Source organism: Wolbachia endosymbiont (group B) of Pilophorus perplexus (assembly GCF_964028155.1).
Taxonomy (GTDB): domain Bacteria; phylum Pseudomonadota; class Alphaproteobacteria; order Rickettsiales; family Anaplasmataceae; genus Wolbachia.
On sequence record NZ_OZ034754.1, the window covers coordinates 1163409 to 1179348 of the forward strand.

The following is a 15940-nucleotide window of genomic DNA, read 5'->3' on the forward strand; positions in this document are numbered from 1 at the left end:
CACCTGCGCTCACTCTCCACCTGATTTTATAGATTCACTAGAGGAAGATCCCGATCCCTTATTATCATCTCCACCTCCTCCAATAGCCCCTCTTGCCTTATTTACAGCCGCAGCAGCAACTTGACCAGCACCTCCAGCAGCAGCTTTGGCAGCAGATAAAGCTTTATTCACCATTTGTGCAGGAGTGCTACCTGAACCAAGTGCTGCTCTGTGATTACCAGCAAGCTCAGCAGCCATGCCGGGAAGAACGTTTAAAAAGTGGTAAAAGAGGAATAATACTAAACACAATTTTAATAATTCTCCGATTAGAGAGCTGCCAAACTCCATGTATCTAAAGTCGAATAGACCAAGTATGCTGCTCTTTTTAAAGCTATAATTTTGCATCATACATGCGAGAGTAGTTTCATTTTTATCACATTCCCCATCTTTCAATTTAAACCACTGTTTTTTCTTACTATATGAGATTTCTGCTTGTTTCTTTTCATATGACTTGTCTGGTTGTTCATTTTTATATGACTCGTCCAGTTTAAAATTTAAATTTTTAAAATAGATTTTATCACATGCTATGAACATAAAAGATAGAAATGCAAAGAGGATAACCGGGTATAAGCTATAGGTAATCAACTCTTTCACCCAGCCGTCAAAATATCCTTTGGTGTGTTGGAATAAAACCATAGGAATAAACAAAGGTGATAGAATAACAATTACACTTAAAGCAACTAGAGATAAAATAAATACATAGCACATCCACAAAATAACCATCATCAGCAAAATGGCCATAAATATACAGACAAGAGCTACTAAAATTTGTCCACCAGCGAAAATAATACCAATCACCGAACCTGCAACTAACAAGACAGGAGCAGCGCCAAGCAAAACCGCTAACGTTGCAACACCTCCAGTACCAATTTTGCCACCAATTCCATCTAAAGGGGCACCTAAATAAAATAAAATTCTGCAATCAAGCCTATCCCAAGGTGCAAGATAACTGTAGGATACCTTCTGCCCTGCACGATCGTATTCATAATCTTTACCTGCCTCATAATTACATATATTTTTACTCTCAGATGAAGCTTTAAGCACTATTTCTGATAAGCCGTTCGAAAGTTTTGTTAATTCCCCGTAATAATGAGACATAGTGCTACCTGTCGTAAAGTAAATCACTAAAGCGAATTTAATGATCAACATGTACATTTCTTGCGGACTACGCACTCCACCAGACATAACTTTTATAGAGAACAGTATTAAAGCTAAAACTAGAACAGCAGTTACAGTATTTTTCAACCTTCCTTGTGCTACAGATAAAAAACTACCCTTCTCCTGTCCTTTTTTTTCTCCATCTTCATATTTTAGCTTATCACCATTTGAGTCAATACCTGCAACTAAATTATCTAACGATTCCTTAATGCATTGCACTATCATAGAAGTTATAGGAATAGGAGATAATGACTTACTTCCCGCTTGATTGTAGCAAGCTTCAGAGACATACGAGCTAAAACAGCTTTTATTGTCATAACCTACAAAAATTTTTCCTTCTTTTTCTTTTTTCCTGATAAGAGTTTTATAATCGTCATCCCTGTTGATAAAACTCCTTTCTTCACCACCTGTACCATCTTTATTTTTGAATAATATCACAGATTGTTCACACATAGGAGCAATCGGATCAGGTGGTAATTCCGTGCATCCTATATCAATTCCTTGCGGCCAAGCAGTTCCAGCTGCCCTAACTTCAGCCAATTCCACACATAACCTACCCATTTTTCTCACTGCCCTGAACGTTGATCCATATATGTCTTTGCTCTGTCCAGATTTAAGCACTTTACATTCTAGATCGCCATCAACCTTCGGAGACCATGACCCACTTTCATATCCAGTATCTTTCTCTCTGATATCAAAGTCTATGTATCCATCTTCCCCTCTGAAATTAAAGTCATTCGTCTTGAAAAGATTGCCAAATGTTAAAGGATTGCGATGACATACTTCTATGTATTCACTATATTGCACCCCATTTTTTGGCCAGTAGTAGTGTTCCCTATCAACATTCACAACATCCCAATCAGTAAAGTTTAAAATATCTTTCTCTGTTTGTTTTCCATCTTTTCCTGATCTTTTCTGTAATGCAGAAAAATATTCATCTTCTGTTCGATAATTTTTATCTGTATCACCACTATAACCTGTATCTTTTAGTTTAAAATTTTTATATCTCCCATCATTATCGTATGCAACTGGATGCCTAACAAAACTATGCTGACAAACAATAAGTCCCCCAACTGCCTTCCAGACTCCAACAATTGCAGCTATCATTCCAACGATAACAAGAGCAGTAAATAAACCAGCAGAAGAGACAATCAAAACAATACCAGTAAATATTGCACCAATAGCAATTGCTATCCCAGCAACTGCTGCAGATGTTTCAAACGCCTTACAGTCAGGATTAGAGGCACGGCTAAAGCTACCAGTAGAATTAAATCTGCTAACAAATTCCGTTTTGTCAGTACCACTTACTGTATCTGCAAACACTGAATATGAGAGCAAAAAATCTATATTTAACAAAAATATCGCAACTAACAGTAATGACAGTTTAGTTTTAAACATTTTTCACCTTTTGATAAAACACAGGCAACCACATCTTTGGATCATCTCCGACTTCTTTCAATATATCATGTAACAATAGGACACTTTCTGCACGTCCAGATAACACGTTGACCACATCATCCAAATCTTTCAGATCTATTCTAGCTACTACAGCATTAACTCCCTGCTTTACTAAAAAGAATCTAGTACTTGGATCTGTGTGTTTGATCAGTATGTACTCACGTTCAGTTAACATAAAAACATCTCGATAGACACTAGTAGCTTTGAGATTTGGCAAAAAAATTTGTGTTGCTGTCTGCTGTACAAGCGTATCACTAATAGCACTTTTACTTGCATCTTCAACACTCTGAGTAGCAAAAACTACAAAAGCATTTAACTTTCTCAGCACTTTCAACCAGTCTTTTATCTTAGGTGCAAAAACTGGATTATCTATTAACGCCCATGCTTCATCAAGAACAATAATAGATGGAGTGCCATCAAGCGATATACTAATCCTATGAAACAAATAAATCAAGACCGGCCCAAGAGCAACAGGATCTTTTAGCAAGCTAGCCATTTCAAAGCCAAACACTCTTGCTTTTGAAAAATCTAGCAAATCTTCTTTATTGTCAAATATTGCAGCATGAGAGCCATCATCATGCCACATAGATATTGCTCCAGCTAGAGTATCAGGGCCCGCAAGTCCTAAAAATGGTACAAGATTTCTCAAAAATCTGTCTTCTTTTTTTAATTTAAAATTTCCCTCAATTGCATCATTAATTCTAGCAACATCTTCTGAAGTGAATTTATCGTTGTACACTAAAATTAAAGATTTTATCCATTCCATCAAAAATGTTTTATTATCAGGAGTATCGTCAAGTTGCAGAGGATTAAAATTTGTCTTAGTTCTTGGTTCTATTATAGTATAGATACCACCAAGTGCTCTTAAAAAAATTTCTGCACCGCGATCTTTATCAAAAAAGAATATTCTTGGAGAAAATTTCATTGCTTGAGCACATAAAAAATTCATTAAAACAGTTTTGCCAGCACCTGTTGGCCCAATTATCATAGTATGTCCAACATCCCTTATATGAAAGTTGAAGAAAAATGGAGTGCCAGATGTTGTATCAAAAACTGTAACAGCATCTCCCCAGTGGTTATTGAATTTTTTACCAGTAGGATAATTATGTTGAGATGCAAAACCGGCCAAATTAAGACTACTTATTGTACCTTTTCTTACTATATAATCAAAATTACCAGGAATTTGCGCCCAAAATGCTGGTTCTAGATTAACCCTCTCACGAACAGGATAAACACCACAATTAGAAAGCTCCGATTCAACCAATGATAAAGCATTGTCCAATGATTTAGGGCTTTTTTCTATACATAAGATAGTTAAATGGTGTTCACCAAACGCAATTTTACCACTCATTGCATCATCAAGCGCATGAGAAATTTCTGCTATTTGAGAAATAGCTTTATCTGCAGATTGTATCATACGATTTTGCTGTATCTGCATTTTCGCAATTGCCATTTGCCTATTTGTAAATTGAAAAGACTGCGTGATAATAAATTCATAAGGAAGTTGTAAAAAAGAATCAAGCATTCCTGCGGAAGTATTATTTCCATATTCTTTGATACTAACTATTCCAGCATATTTACTTTCATTATGAGTCACAACCTGTATCATCTTATGGCCAAAAAATAACCTATGAACTGGTAAGTATCTTGATATTTCAGTTTTTAGTGGAAAAAGCGTATTTGTAACAAAGCCACAATTTACAATTCTAGACAGAAACTCCATTATTTCACAAAACAGTCCGTTTGGAGTTTCTTTTACTCCAAGGACTTTAGGCGAATAATTCCTAAGGCTTGTTACTATACGATTTGTCGTTTCCTCTAAATCTTCATAGGTATCACGCATATCACTTTCCCAAGCATGTTTTGAAGTTACATGCCCAAATTTTTTCAGTAGATGTGATAAAAATTCTACTCCCTTTGTATCTGCCCTACGAATAATCGTAATGTATAAATCATTAATAAAAGATTGCCTAGTTGCGTGTTTTTCTCTCCATTTTAGATTTACATGGTTAGCAAAAAAATTTGGTAAACTCTGATTTGCAAATTCATCAGAAAAAATATTTTTCTTACGTCTGATGGTATGAAAGTACAAACTAAATGCTGGAGATGAAATGCTTCTTAGCATCTGATTTCTGATATTATTTTGTATCACCAAGTCTTCATCATCGGCCGTTTCAAACGCAAAGCCATTTAATTTTATAAATTTAACTAACCAATTCTGCTTTGTTATCAAGGTTGTACTATTCCAATAGCAAGAATAAGGTATAAATTCGGCAGCGTGAACCTCTCTACTTAGAATAGATTTATTCTTTGATTGAATAGCTCTAAATCTCAACATTGCATAACATCAAGTAATGTCATAAGAATTGGCTCCATGATAAAACCGATTTAAACATTTGGAACATTTTCCCAACTTTACCATAAATAACTCAATAAACAACGGTTCCTTTGCAGAAGCTATATAGCCAAGTCCATGTATACCTGGTAACATCAGGAGAATTACTCTAAGATCATTTGTATTAATGAAAATTAGCATGCAAATTAGAACGTTTAATATTGCAAACATATAACTCACACCAAAGAGCATTGCAGGTCTTGTAAGACCTTTAAATAATTGATTCGTTTGTATGCTGCCAGTAGACATATCTTTAACCTTCTAATAAGAGCTCTAACACTAATACTACATCATTAATTAAAAATCTATTGAAATGAATAGCACTTTAGGTAAGATAATTAATTTAAATTCAATGATTATAAGCTGGCCATTTCAAGAAGCAGAAAAAATACTACAAGAATTCCCTAATAAAAAAGAGATAATATTTGAGACTGGTTATGGTCCCTCGGGTTTACCACATATTGGTACTTTTGGGGAAGTTTTTCGTACCACAGTTATTGCAAACGCTCTAAAAAAAATAGCTCCTAGTATAAAAACCAAAATCATTGCAGTTTCCGACGATATGGATGGTTTGCGAAAAATACCAGATAATGTACCAAATCAGGAAATGCTAAGAGAGAATCTGAACAAGCCATTAACCATGATACCTGACCCATTTGGCACTCATGAGAGTTATGGTCATCACATGAATTCGTTGTTGTGTAAATTTCTTGATTTGTTTGGATTTGAATACGAATTTAGGAGTGCAACAGAGTGTTATAAATCTGGCGTTTACGATGAAAAACTTTTACTCCTGCTGAAAAATTATGATAAAGTGATGGACGTAATGCTTCCATCATTTCGGGAAGAAAGGCAGCAAACCTATAGTCCATTCTTGCCGATATGCCCAAAAACTTCCCAAGTTTTACAAGTTCCAGTAATTGAAACAAATACAGATAAAGGAACAATCACGTATGAAGACCCAAACGGGGAAAAAATAGAAGTTCCAGTGACAAAAGGAAAATGTAAACTGCAATGGAAACCTGATTGGGGGATGAGGTGGGCTGCATTCGGAGTTAATTACGAAGCTCATGGAAAGGATTTGACTCCATCTGCTGTGCTTTCAAGTCAAATATGTAAAATACTTGGAGAAAAGCCACCGCTTTTGTTTTGCTATGAGTTATTTCTTGATAAAGAAGGAAAGAAGATATCAAAATCAAAAGGAAATGGTATTTCAATTGAGGAGTGGCTAACTTACGCACCCACAGAGAGTTTAGCGTTATACATCTTTCAGAGCCCTAGAAAAGCTAAACGTTTATATTTTGATGTGATACCAAAATCAACTGATGAATATTTGGAGTTTGTTAAGCGTTATAATGAAAGTAAAGAAAAGGATGTAAATAGCCCTGTATGGCACATCCACCAGGGTAAAGTTCCAAACGTAGAAACTTCAGGCATAAATTTTTCTTTACTTTTAAACCTGGCAGCAGCTTGTAATGCTGAAAATAAAGAGATTCTTTGGGGTTTTATATCAACTTATGCACCAAACGTTACACCAGAAAGCAACAAAATGCTAGATAGGCTTTCAGATTTTGCAGTTAGGTATTATCATGACTTTATCAAGCCAATAAAAGCATATAAAACCTCAAACGAAAAAGAGAAAGAAGCGTTGCTAGATTTAAAGAATAACCTACATTCCTTGCCTATTACCGCCACTGCTGAAGAGATTCAATCTCAGGTCTTTTCCATTGGAAAAAAGCACAATTACAGCAACTTACGTGATTGGTTTCAGTTGCTGTATGAAACGCTGCTTGGCCAAAAAACTGGTCCAAGAATGGGATCTTTTATCAAGCTTTATGGGATAGATAATACAATCTCTCTTATAGAAAGTGCTACTGAACGTACACTTTAGAGTTTACCTTCTTCCATTTGAGCCCTATAGTTTTATTACTTGACAAACTTTCCCACTTTTCTTATCATACTAATAAGAGTATTTATCCTTGTTTTTGGGCTCAACGACAAAATTCAGGTGTTTATTGGCAAATTACATAAAATTATAGCAGCTTTTTTTATTTTTTCTACATTCAGCCAAATCGCGCTTGTTAGCACATTATCAATTTACATTATTAAAACTCGCTATACAGGGATTCCTTTGTCTTTTTTTATTTAGTAAATTTCTTAATATTTGTAGCTAAAGTAATTTTAGAGAGCCAGCGCGTGACCAACCTGGTCAGTTTTCTGAATCCCAGTACTGGGATGACAAGAAGAGAGCTGACTTGAATGACACCAAATGGACACTGGCTACTTTAATAATATTTCACCATGTCATTCCAGCACTTGATGCTGGAATGGCTTTGTTGCACCACTCAAGGAAAGAACAGGCAGTTACTGATGGAATTTGTTATAAAATAGATATTTAGCCGACAAAGGAAAAATATGCCAATAAGAATGAAAGTCAGTAACTGCAATGAATATAACAAATTTCTTCAAGAAAGGGGAAATGTTTTTCATTATATCAACGATGCCATTGAAAATTGGTACGAAAATAGTCCAAAAGTAGCAGGTGGCAACAATGTCTACAGCGACAAAGTAGTGATTCTAATTCACATAATAACCTATCTATTCAGGATTGGTCTTAGGCAAACAGTGGGATTTATAGAGAAATATCTTGAGCAAATAGGGAAAATTTTGCAAATTATCAGCTATTCGCAGGCTTCAAGAAGGTTTAAAAAGCTTAATATCAAAATCAACGACTGCAGAGTTGATAAGAACGATATGGAAGATATTGAAATTGCTATAGATAGTACAGGTATCAGCATCTACAATAATATTCCAGGCCATAGTAAGGCAAATGGTACAGATAGAAAGTATCGCCGCTATGAGCAAACAAGAAAGCTACATGTAATGCTAGAGATAGGTAGTAAAAAAGTTATAGCTGCAAAATACAGTAGTGGAGTTTATTCCGACCACTATGGAGCCTGTGATCTTATTGAAAGAGTGGATACCAAGTATAACATAAGCACGATATATGCAGATAGGGCATATAATCGAAAGAAGTTATACAAACTGTGCGATGAGCTTGACATAAAGACAAGGATTCCTCCGCAAAATAATGCAGTAGAGCATCCAAAGTTGGATTATATGAATGAGAGAAATTCTACAATCAAGCTCATAAAGTCATATGATGAAGATGGTATGAAGAGGTGGAAAAAAGAGATAAATTATTGGAAGAGATCTTATATAGAAAGTTTTTTCTCGCGACTGAAGCAAATATTTGGATTTAGTTTTAGGAATAAATCTGAGATTAATCGTGAGAAGGAACTGCTACTCAAGTGTTATTTGCTTAACAAATTTACTGAAATAGGCATGGCTAAGTTTGATATAGCTTCATGAATTTATTATACATTACCCACTATCCGAAGAGCTGTGCAACAAAGCCTGCTGGAATCCAGAAGTTTTTTTGAGCACAAAAGTTATGCTAAGTTTTTCTTGGTAAGAAACCAGTGTCAGCTACTTGAATGAAACTATTTTGGATGAAAATCAGTGTCAGCTACTTGAAAAGGAAGAAGAGACTTCTTCCTTCTACTTAACTACACTGTTACACTTGACTTTGAAGAAATTTCTGATTGTAAATCAACTTCATTTAGCTCATTACAAGGCTTACACACTTCATACGTAATACCACCAGTAACAAGTCCTGTAAGTACGAAAGCAGCAATAGCTATACCAATTAAAGTCAATATTGGTAATGCAACACCAGCAGCAAAACATCCACCACCAACTGCTAATGCAGCTACAACACCACAAACACTACCAATCATTATTGATTTATTAGTAGTTTTTACTATATTTTCTTCAGTTCTAGGCACGCTACTTTCAGACACTAAAGGCTTTTCATTACTTTCACAATTAGACATGCTATTTGCAAGTCTTGCTAGCCAATTATCAATTTTAGTTTCTTGCCCTTCATCTTGCTCTTGACTTTTTAATGTTTTTAAAATCTCCTGAAGTCTTTGACGATTATTTCCTTCTACACGAGCAAAAACTTCTTCTAACATATTATTATCTTCACTTGCTTCTAAAATAACTTTGATTTTTTTCTCACAATTACTGAAAGCCATAGCATAGCCAAGCAGTGTTAGATTATACTTTGTACCACCTGGTAAATTTGTAGTTATATTTGCAGTAGTAAGAACTTTTTCTTTATCTTCAATTTCTTCTAAAATAACTTTGATTGTTTTCTCAAAATTATTGAAATTCATAGCACAGGCAAGCGGTGTTAGCTTATACTCTACACCACTTGGTAACTTTTCAGTTATATTTGCAGTAGTAAGAACTTTTTCTTTATCTTCAATTTCTTCTAAAATAACTTTGATTATTTTCTCAAAATTATTGAAAGCCATAGCATAGCCAAGCGGTGTTAGCTTATACTCTACACCACCTGGTAAATTTGTAGTTATATTTGCAGTAGTAAGAACTTTTTCTTTATCTTCAATTTCTTCTAAAATAACTTTGATTATTTTCTCAAAATTATTGAAAGCCATAGCATAGCCAAGCAGTGTTAGATTACACTCTACACCACCTGGTAAATTTGTAGTTATATTTGCAGTAGTAAGAACTTTTTCTTTATCTTCAATTTCTTCTAAAATAACTTTGATTGTTTCCTTAAAATTATTGAAATTCATAGCACAGGCAAGCGGTGTTAGCTTATACTCTACACCACCTGGTAACTTTTCAGTTATATTTGCAGTAGTAAGAACTTTTTCTTTATCTTCAATTTCTTCTAAAATAACTTTGATTGTTTCCTTAAAATTATTGAAATTCATAGCATAGCCAAGCAGTGTTAGATTATACTCTGTACCACCTGATGACTTTTCAGTTATATTTGCAGTAGTAAGAACTTCTTTTAATATCCCTTCTTCTTTAATTTTTGCAAGAGTAAGAGTAATATCCTGTTTACTTTTTATCTCATCCTTTAACTGATCATATAATTTCTTTTGCTTCTGTGTTAAATCTTCGTACCTTGACATATTAACTTCTCCTATAAAAATAATAATATACTTTAATTATTGTATACTTAAGTAATAAAGTCAAGAATTTAATTAACTATCATAAACACTCAAGCAAGAAAAAGGGGCTTTTGTGCGAGCGTTATTAATCTTCAGTTTAATAGGATAAGATTCGTCAACGTTTCTGTAAGTATCTTCTATATAGAAGAGTTGCTACCAATAAAGCCTAAGCTGACCAAATACATTTCTGTAGATTCAGATCTACTTGACTTTGGTTTGAAGTATCTTACTGTTTTAAACATTTTTTTTAGCTCATTGCAGAAATCTTTATCAGACTCTCCTTGAAAAATTTTTACTACGAACTTGCCATCATGATTCAAAAAATGCTTTGCAAAATTGAGCGCTGCTTCGCATAAAAGCATAATTCTGATATGATCTAACGATTTTAAACCGCAAGATTCTGGTGCCATATCAGATAAAATTACATCAAATTTGTGATCCTTGAATTTTTCTCTTAAAATTTCAAGTTCGCTGATAATATCACACTGTATACACTCTACTCCACTAATTGCGTTTATTGGTTTTATGTCAACAGCAATCACACTCGCTCCTTTCTTAGATGCAACTTGTGACCATCCACCAGGAAAAGCGCCAAGATCAATAATTTTTTGCCCTTGTTGGAGTAGTTTAAATTTATCGTCTATTTCTATTAACTTATATGCCGAGCGCGATCTATAACCGTCCTTATTGGTTTTTTGCACATACTGATCATTCAAATGGCGATGTAGCCATCTTGTTGAAGATAACTTTCTACCTCTAGCTGTTTTTACTCTGGTCTTTATACTAATAACCTACTTATTATTGATTATATCTTTGAGCTCTTTTTCAACTACTTCTTTTACCAATGCATGTAGATACTTATTCAGCCACTCTGAAAGCTGAGGTTTTAAAAGAGATACAACTAATTCTTCAACAGTAAGATCCGCTCTTTTTTGTTGTTTATGCCGTAGTTCGCTTTGCATCTTTTCAAGCAATGTTTTAATTTCCTCCATATTTTCTTTTAAAACTAAATGCTCGTTACTTTGTTCTTGATAGCTCACTTTGTTATTACTCATTTGGATATTATCATACAAATTTTTCTCTTCTGAGTTGTAACTATTAAATTGGTTATTCATTTTCTCACTTTGGCAATTATTCTCTTCTTCACTATTTTCTTTTTCTTCGATGTCTTCTGGGTACTCCTCTTCAAGGCATAATACGTCATCATCTTCATCTATTATTTCTGCTCTATCACCACTTGGATTTTTACCCGATATAGCTTTTTTTATATCTTCTAGTATATCTTTTACAGATTGATTATCGCTCATACCATTAAATTTAAAGGTTTATACTATTTATCATAAAAAGCAAGTTGTAAACACTAATTACATAATTGCTTTTTGCCTGAATTAGATCGGAACGTGCTTTAAATAGTTCATCTTCAGTATCCAAAAGATCAATTGTGCTCTTTAAATTTAAGTTTACTTCTTGCGCAACTCCTTCCAATGCTAAAGCTGCTGCTTTTTCTGCTTCTTGACTTGCTTTAATAATAGCTTTTGCTGTCAGCACGTTATTCCAAGCATTTATAACTGCTTGTTCTATATTTTTTACTGCTTCGTAATAATCGTAAGTGGATTGTTTTGCATCCATTTTAGCTCTACTAACACCAAAAACATTAACTCCTCTTTTAAAGATCGGAATATCAAGAGTAAAGACAACATTCACATTTTCTAGTAACGTGTCCAATTTTATATTGTCCTTTCCAAAATTTTTACTTGCGCTTAGATTCAAAGAAGGAAGCCACTTGGAAGTTTCAGCGATCACTTCCATTCCGGCTGCTCTTTTTTGATAAACTGCTGCTTTTAGGGACAAGTTATTAGTTTTTGCTAATTGTAAACATTCATTTAGCTCTGGAACAGAAGGTAATTTATCATTAGCTTCAGAAAGTTCATCAGCATCTTCGCCAATCAAATGATAATAAGCAATATTTGCCAATTTTAATTTACCTTCAGCATCAACTCTTTCGGATATAGAAGACGAAAATTTTGCTTTTGCTAGCAAAACTTCAGCATTAGTAACTTCTCCAAGGGAAAAGCGTTTTTTCATAGCTGACAAATGCTCTAAAGAAACACGCTCTTTATGTTCTCTCAGTTTTAATATTTCTGCCTTTTGTAAAACATTAACATATGCTTTCACAGCGCTGAGTGCAACTTCTTGCTTTGACTGCTGAAATCTAATTTTTGCTGCTTTAAGAAGATGACTTGATCGGCTAAATGTAGCAAAAGTGCCCCCACCGTCTATTATTCTTTGGCTTAATGTTAGACGCTTTCCAGAGTTTTGTCGATCGTTAATAATATTAAAATTACTATCGAAATTATATTGTAAATTAATGTCAGGTAAAAATCCAGCCAATCCAGAAGATTTCAGCTGTTTTTCAGCACTCTTATATTGGTAAAACTGAGACTTTATTTTTGAGCTGTTTTTGATAGCTTTGCTTATGGCTTCTTCCAAATCGATTGCATAGCAACCTATAGTACCAAAAGCAATTATAAGTATAATAATCAATCGAAACATTTTGCTTTCTAGCATGTTGTTTAAGTTATTAGCATAAATTACTTTAATAATCAATAACTAATGTTGTAACTAATGTTGTTGACACTATCAAGCAACTCAGTGTATCATAATCTACTGTTATGTATTGATATATGAAAACTTTTTTCTTAAAAGAGAAACAAGTCGATAAAAAATGGCTTGTTATAGATGCAGAAGGATTAGTAGTAGGAAGGCTTGCAGCGTTTGTAGCAGCGCTATTGCGTGGAAAGCATAAGCCTGAATACACACCTCATATGGATTGTGGAGATAATGTAATTATTGTTAATGCAGAAAAGGTACATTTTACCGGAAAGAAACTTAAAGATAAAATCTACTATAGGCATACAGGTTATTCTGGTGGTTTAAAGAAAACTACTCCAGATAATATTTTAAATGGCAAATTCCCTGAGCGTGTGATAAAAATGGCAGTAAAAAGAATGCTTGATGATGGTCCTATGGCACGTAGACGGTTTGAAAATTTGTATGTTTATTCTGGTTCAGAACATAAGCATCAAGGACAGCAACCTGAAAAAATAGATTTTGCCTCTTTAAATCGTAAAAATAAGAAATAATGGAGTAAAAAGTGAAAATAAATAATAATGATCAGCCAAAAAAGGCAATGATTGACTCACTTGGTCGTTCATATGCCACAGGTCGAAGGAAAGAATCTGTAGCAAGAGTATGGATAAAGCCAGGAAGTGGAAAATTTAGTGTTAATAAAAAAGATGATTTAATTTCTTATTTTAAAAGAGAATCAGTGTGTCAAATGATTAAAGCGCCATTCATAGTAACTTCTATGTTAGATAGGTATGATGTGTTTGCAACTGTAAAAGGTGGAGGACTATCTGGCCAAGCAGGTGCCTTAGCTCATGGAATAAGCAGAGCTTTAAGTAGTATAAGTCAAGATCTACACTCTATATTACGTAAGGGTGGATTCCTAACTAGAGATTCACGTGTTGTTGAGCGTAAGAAATATGGTCAACATAAAGCTCGGAAAAAATGTCAGTTTTCTAAGAGATAATTGTTTCATAATGGTATTTTTTTGTAAATATTATACAAGTTCTTACAAGGTTTTATGACATTTTCTCTTTTTATGACGAATTTAGTTGACTATTGGCATTAGCATAATATGCTGTTTATGTAATTTTTCAATATTAAGGTAATTTATGAGTAAAGAAGATATAGTAAACCAACTGAGTCAAGAGTGCTCTAGTCAAGGTATAGATATAACAAAAGCTAGTTTGGGTAAGCTTCATGATATTTTTATGGAAACAATCAAGAACGATCTAAATCGTAAAGGTGAAATACGTTTGCATGGAATAGGGACATTCTCTACTGCTATAAGTAAGGAAAGACAATGCCGTAATCCTCAAAATGGTGAGATTATGACCGTTCCTGAAAAGAAAAGAGTAAGGTTTAAAGCAAGTCAAGCTCTTTCAAGTACTTTAAATACCAAAGAGAAAGTATAAGCTACTTAGATATTGTCATTTTCATCTTTTTAGTTACACTATGTAAGCCATGAAATATAGCCTCGCTGATTAAAGAATGGCCTATATTAAGAGCTGAGATGTGAGGTATCTCTTTTATTCTTTTAGCATGTTTATAATTTATGCCATGCCCTGCGTGGCATTCTATTCCTAGCTTATTAATGTATTCTGCAGAGTTAGTAATAAGTTTTAATTTTTCTTCTGATGGATTATCACAGTAATCCCCTGTGTGAATTTCTATTATGTCAGGCTTTCTTTCTAGCTTCTCAAGATATTTTAGTTGATTAATATTTGGATCGATAAACAGTGAGACTTTTATGTCAAAGCTATGCATTTCCTCTATTATACCAGAAAGTTTACTGTGCATATTCACGATATTCAGGCCACCTTCGGTTGTTAATTCTTCTCTTTTTTCTGGTACTATACAAATCGAATAGGGTTTTACTTCTTTTGCTATTTTGAGCATTTCTTCCGTAGCTGCGATTTCAAGATTTAACTCAGTGCTAATGTTTTGTTTTAGATTGAATACATCCTCATCTCTGATATGCCTTCTGTCTTCTCGTAAGTGTACGGTGATAAAATCTGCTCCAGCATCAATAGCTATTTTTGCTGCTTTTAATGGATCTGGATAAGAAGCTCCACGTGCGTTGCGAAGGGTTGCAACGTGATCAATATTAACGCCCAATTTCACAATTTACCTCAAAAATTATTTATAAATTATACATATTATTAGATCTTATGCATGTCATTGTTTAATGCCATAGCTGAAAGACGGAGCTAGCAGTTATACCAATTCTCATTGTTGGCAAGTCAAATAAGAAACATTCAAAATTGTTTGATTGTGGAAGTGGAAAGAGAAGTAATAAATTTGCATACACTTGCCCTTTTTTACAGTTAATCTAGTTTATAGAACTACTCGTGGTAATCCAAACAAGATTTTTTCTCATAATCAAGTTATAGTAAACGGGGAAAATTTTTCGCATCTAAAAAATTTTAGATTTAGGATTGAAATTAATAAGTGGAGTGATTATGTAATGCATGTATTAGTAAAAGGAGGTACAACATGAGTAATATAGTTCATTTAAATAAAAACAATAATCGTGATAATTTTAGTGTAAGAGGGTTACAAAGAGCCGTTGATGACATATTTGATAGCTTTTTTACAGGATGGAACCCAGAGCTTTCTAAAAGAGGCAGTAGCCTACTACCAGTTTGTGACCTTTATGAAACAAAGGAAAGCTATTGCCTATCATTAGAGTTACCAGGTATTCCTAAAGAAAGCATAGACATTAGTATATCTGGCGATAACTTAATAGTGAAGGGTGAAAAAACATGTGATAATGAATCAAAAGATAAGCAGTTTTACCACAAAGAAAGGTACTATGGTTCTTTCTATAGATCTATTCAACTTCCAACAAATGTAGAGCAAGATAAGGTATCTGCCAACTTTTTAGATGGGGTATTGCATGTAACCATACCTAAATCAGAGAAACACATCAAGAAAATTGATGTAAAGTAATCAGTAAGTAATAGCAGGCTTCTGACCTTGAGGCTTGCTATTTTAATATCTGTTCAGCAGAGTGGCAAAATAAGGTAAACGAGAAAAGACAACTAAATGAGTGTCATGAAAGTAGCTGATGCTGGCTCCCTTATGAAGGTGTCATCTTAGCACCCAGACACTGATTTTTTAATTGAAAATGTTGTCTTGTTTGTGATAAATTTTGCTCGATGCCAGTGTCGAGCACTGGCATGACATTATAGAAGCTGGAATTACAGTGTCAGCT

15 protein-coding genes are annotated in these 15940 nt (G+C 34.0%); 7 read left to right on the forward strand and 8 right to left on the reverse strand.

What is annotated here, in order from left to right; translation table 11 throughout:
- Positions 1 to 9: 9 nt before the first annotated feature.
- Genes ABWU28_RS05760 through ABWU28_RS05770 form a run of 3 tightly spaced genes read right to left on the reverse strand, consistent with a single transcriptional unit; the run spans position 10 to position 5299 of the window.
- Positions 10 to 2595 carry a type IV secretion system protein gene (locus ABWU28_RS05760; protein WP_353275130.1) on the reverse strand — a complete coding sequence of 862 codons (2586 nt, stop codon included), beginning with the start codon at positions 2593 to 2595 and terminating at the stop codon, positions 10 to 12.
- Positions 2588 to 4993, reverse strand: a complete 2406-nt coding sequence (locus ABWU28_RS05765; RefSeq protein WP_353275131.1) for a VirB4 family type IV secretion/conjugal transfer ATPase — start codon at positions 4991 to 4993, stop codon at positions 2588 to 2590. The genes ABWU28_RS05760 and ABWU28_RS05765 overlap by 8 nt, the downstream gene beginning before the upstream one ends.
- 9 nt (positions 4994 to 5002) lie before the next feature.
- Positions 5003 to 5299: a type IV secretion system protein VirB3 gene (locus ABWU28_RS05770; RefSeq protein ID WP_006015054.1), complete on the reverse strand. Its 297-nt coding sequence runs from the start codon at positions 5297 to 5299 to the stop codon at positions 5003 to 5005.
- Positions 5300 to 5363: 64 nt separating this feature from the next.
- On the opposite strand from ABWU28_RS05770, the gene ABWU28_RS05775 reads away from it, so the two are divergent.
- The 3 genes from ABWU28_RS05775 (at position 5364) to ABWU28_RS05785 (ending at position 8422) form a co-directional block, all read left to right on the forward strand.
- Entirely contained in the window at positions 5364 to 6941 is a 1578-nt protein-coding gene (locus tag ABWU28_RS05775) for a lysine--tRNA ligase (protein ID WP_353275132.1), read from the forward strand.
- Positions 6942 to 7305: 364 nt separating this feature from the next.
- Positions 7306 to 7449 carry a hypothetical protein gene (locus ABWU28_RS05780; protein WP_353275133.1) on the forward strand — a complete coding sequence of 48 codons (144 nt, stop codon included), beginning with the start codon at positions 7306 to 7308 and terminating at the stop codon, positions 7447 to 7449.
- 16 nt (positions 7450 to 7465) lie between these two features.
- On the forward strand, positions 7466 to 8422 hold the full coding sequence (locus ABWU28_RS05785) for an IS5 family transposase (protein WP_213863789.1): 957 nt from the start codon (positions 7466 to 7468) through the stop codon (positions 8420 to 8422).
- A gap of 197 nt (positions 8423 to 8619) precedes the next feature.
- On the opposite strand, the gene ABWU28_RS05790 is transcribed toward ABWU28_RS05785, so the two are convergent.
- From ABWU28_RS05790 to ABWU28_RS05805, 4 genes are all read right to left on the reverse strand, one after another.
- Positions 8620 to 10059, reverse strand: a complete 1440-nt coding sequence (locus tag ABWU28_RS05790) for a magnesium transporter (protein WP_353275134.1) — start codon at positions 10057 to 10059, stop codon at positions 8620 to 8622.
- Between the two features lie 176 nt (positions 10060 to 10235).
- The gene (locus ABWU28_RS05795) at positions 10236 to 10814 is read right to left on the reverse strand and encodes an RlmE family RNA methyltransferase (protein ID WP_064085440.1); all 579 of its coding nucleotides are present in this window, start codon (positions 10812 to 10814) and stop codon (positions 10236 to 10238) included.
- A 75-nt stretch (positions 10815 to 10889) separates the two neighbouring features.
- Complete coding sequence (locus ABWU28_RS05800) at positions 10890 to 11405, reverse strand: PopZ family protein (protein ID WP_007302034.1); 516 nt, start codon at positions 11403 to 11405, stop codon at positions 10890 to 10892.
- Between the two features lie 10 nt (positions 11406 to 11415).
- Positions 11416 to 12666, reverse strand: a complete 1251-nt coding sequence (locus ABWU28_RS05805) for a TolC family protein (protein ID WP_353275135.1) — start codon at positions 12664 to 12666, stop codon at positions 11416 to 11418.
- A 116-nt stretch (positions 12667 to 12782) separates the two neighbouring features.
- Between ABWU28_RS05805 and rplM the strand changes: the two genes are divergently transcribed.
- The 3 genes from rplM to ABWU28_RS05820 all read left to right on the forward strand — a co-directional run bounded on the left by rplM (position 12783) and on the right by ABWU28_RS05820 (position 14138).
- Positions 12783 to 13241: a 50S ribosomal protein L13 gene (rplM, locus tag ABWU28_RS05810; RefSeq protein WP_006014941.1), complete on the forward strand. Its 459-nt coding sequence runs from the start codon at positions 12783 to 12785 to the stop codon at positions 13239 to 13241.
- A gap of 47 nt (positions 13242 to 13288) precedes the next feature.
- Complete coding sequence (rpsI, locus tag ABWU28_RS05815) at positions 13289 to 13690, forward strand: 30S ribosomal protein S9 (RefSeq protein ID WP_052264863.1); 402 nt, start codon at positions 13289 to 13291, stop codon at positions 13688 to 13690.
- 145 nt (positions 13691 to 13835) lie between these two features.
- Positions 13836 to 14138: an HU family DNA-binding protein gene (locus ABWU28_RS05820; protein ID WP_019236673.1), complete on the forward strand. Its 303-nt coding sequence runs from the start codon at positions 13836 to 13838 to the stop codon at positions 14136 to 14138.
- A gap of 1 nt (position 14139) precedes the next feature.
- Here the strand turns inward: ABWU28_RS05820 and ABWU28_RS05825 are convergent, their stop codons facing one another.
- On the reverse strand, positions 14140 to 14847 hold the full coding sequence (locus ABWU28_RS05825; protein WP_010402508.1) for a pyridoxine 5'-phosphate synthase: 708 nt from the start codon (positions 14845 to 14847) through the stop codon (positions 14140 to 14142).
- Between the two features lie 372 nt (positions 14848 to 15219).
- Here ABWU28_RS05825 and ABWU28_RS05830 point away from each other — a divergent pair, with 372 nt between their 5' ends.
- Positions 15220 to 15675, forward strand: coding sequence for an Hsp20/alpha crystallin family protein (locus ABWU28_RS05830; RefSeq protein WP_007302039.1), 456 nt, complete (start codon positions 15220 to 15222; stop codon positions 15673 to 15675).
- Positions 15676 to 15940 lie beyond the last annotated feature (265 nt).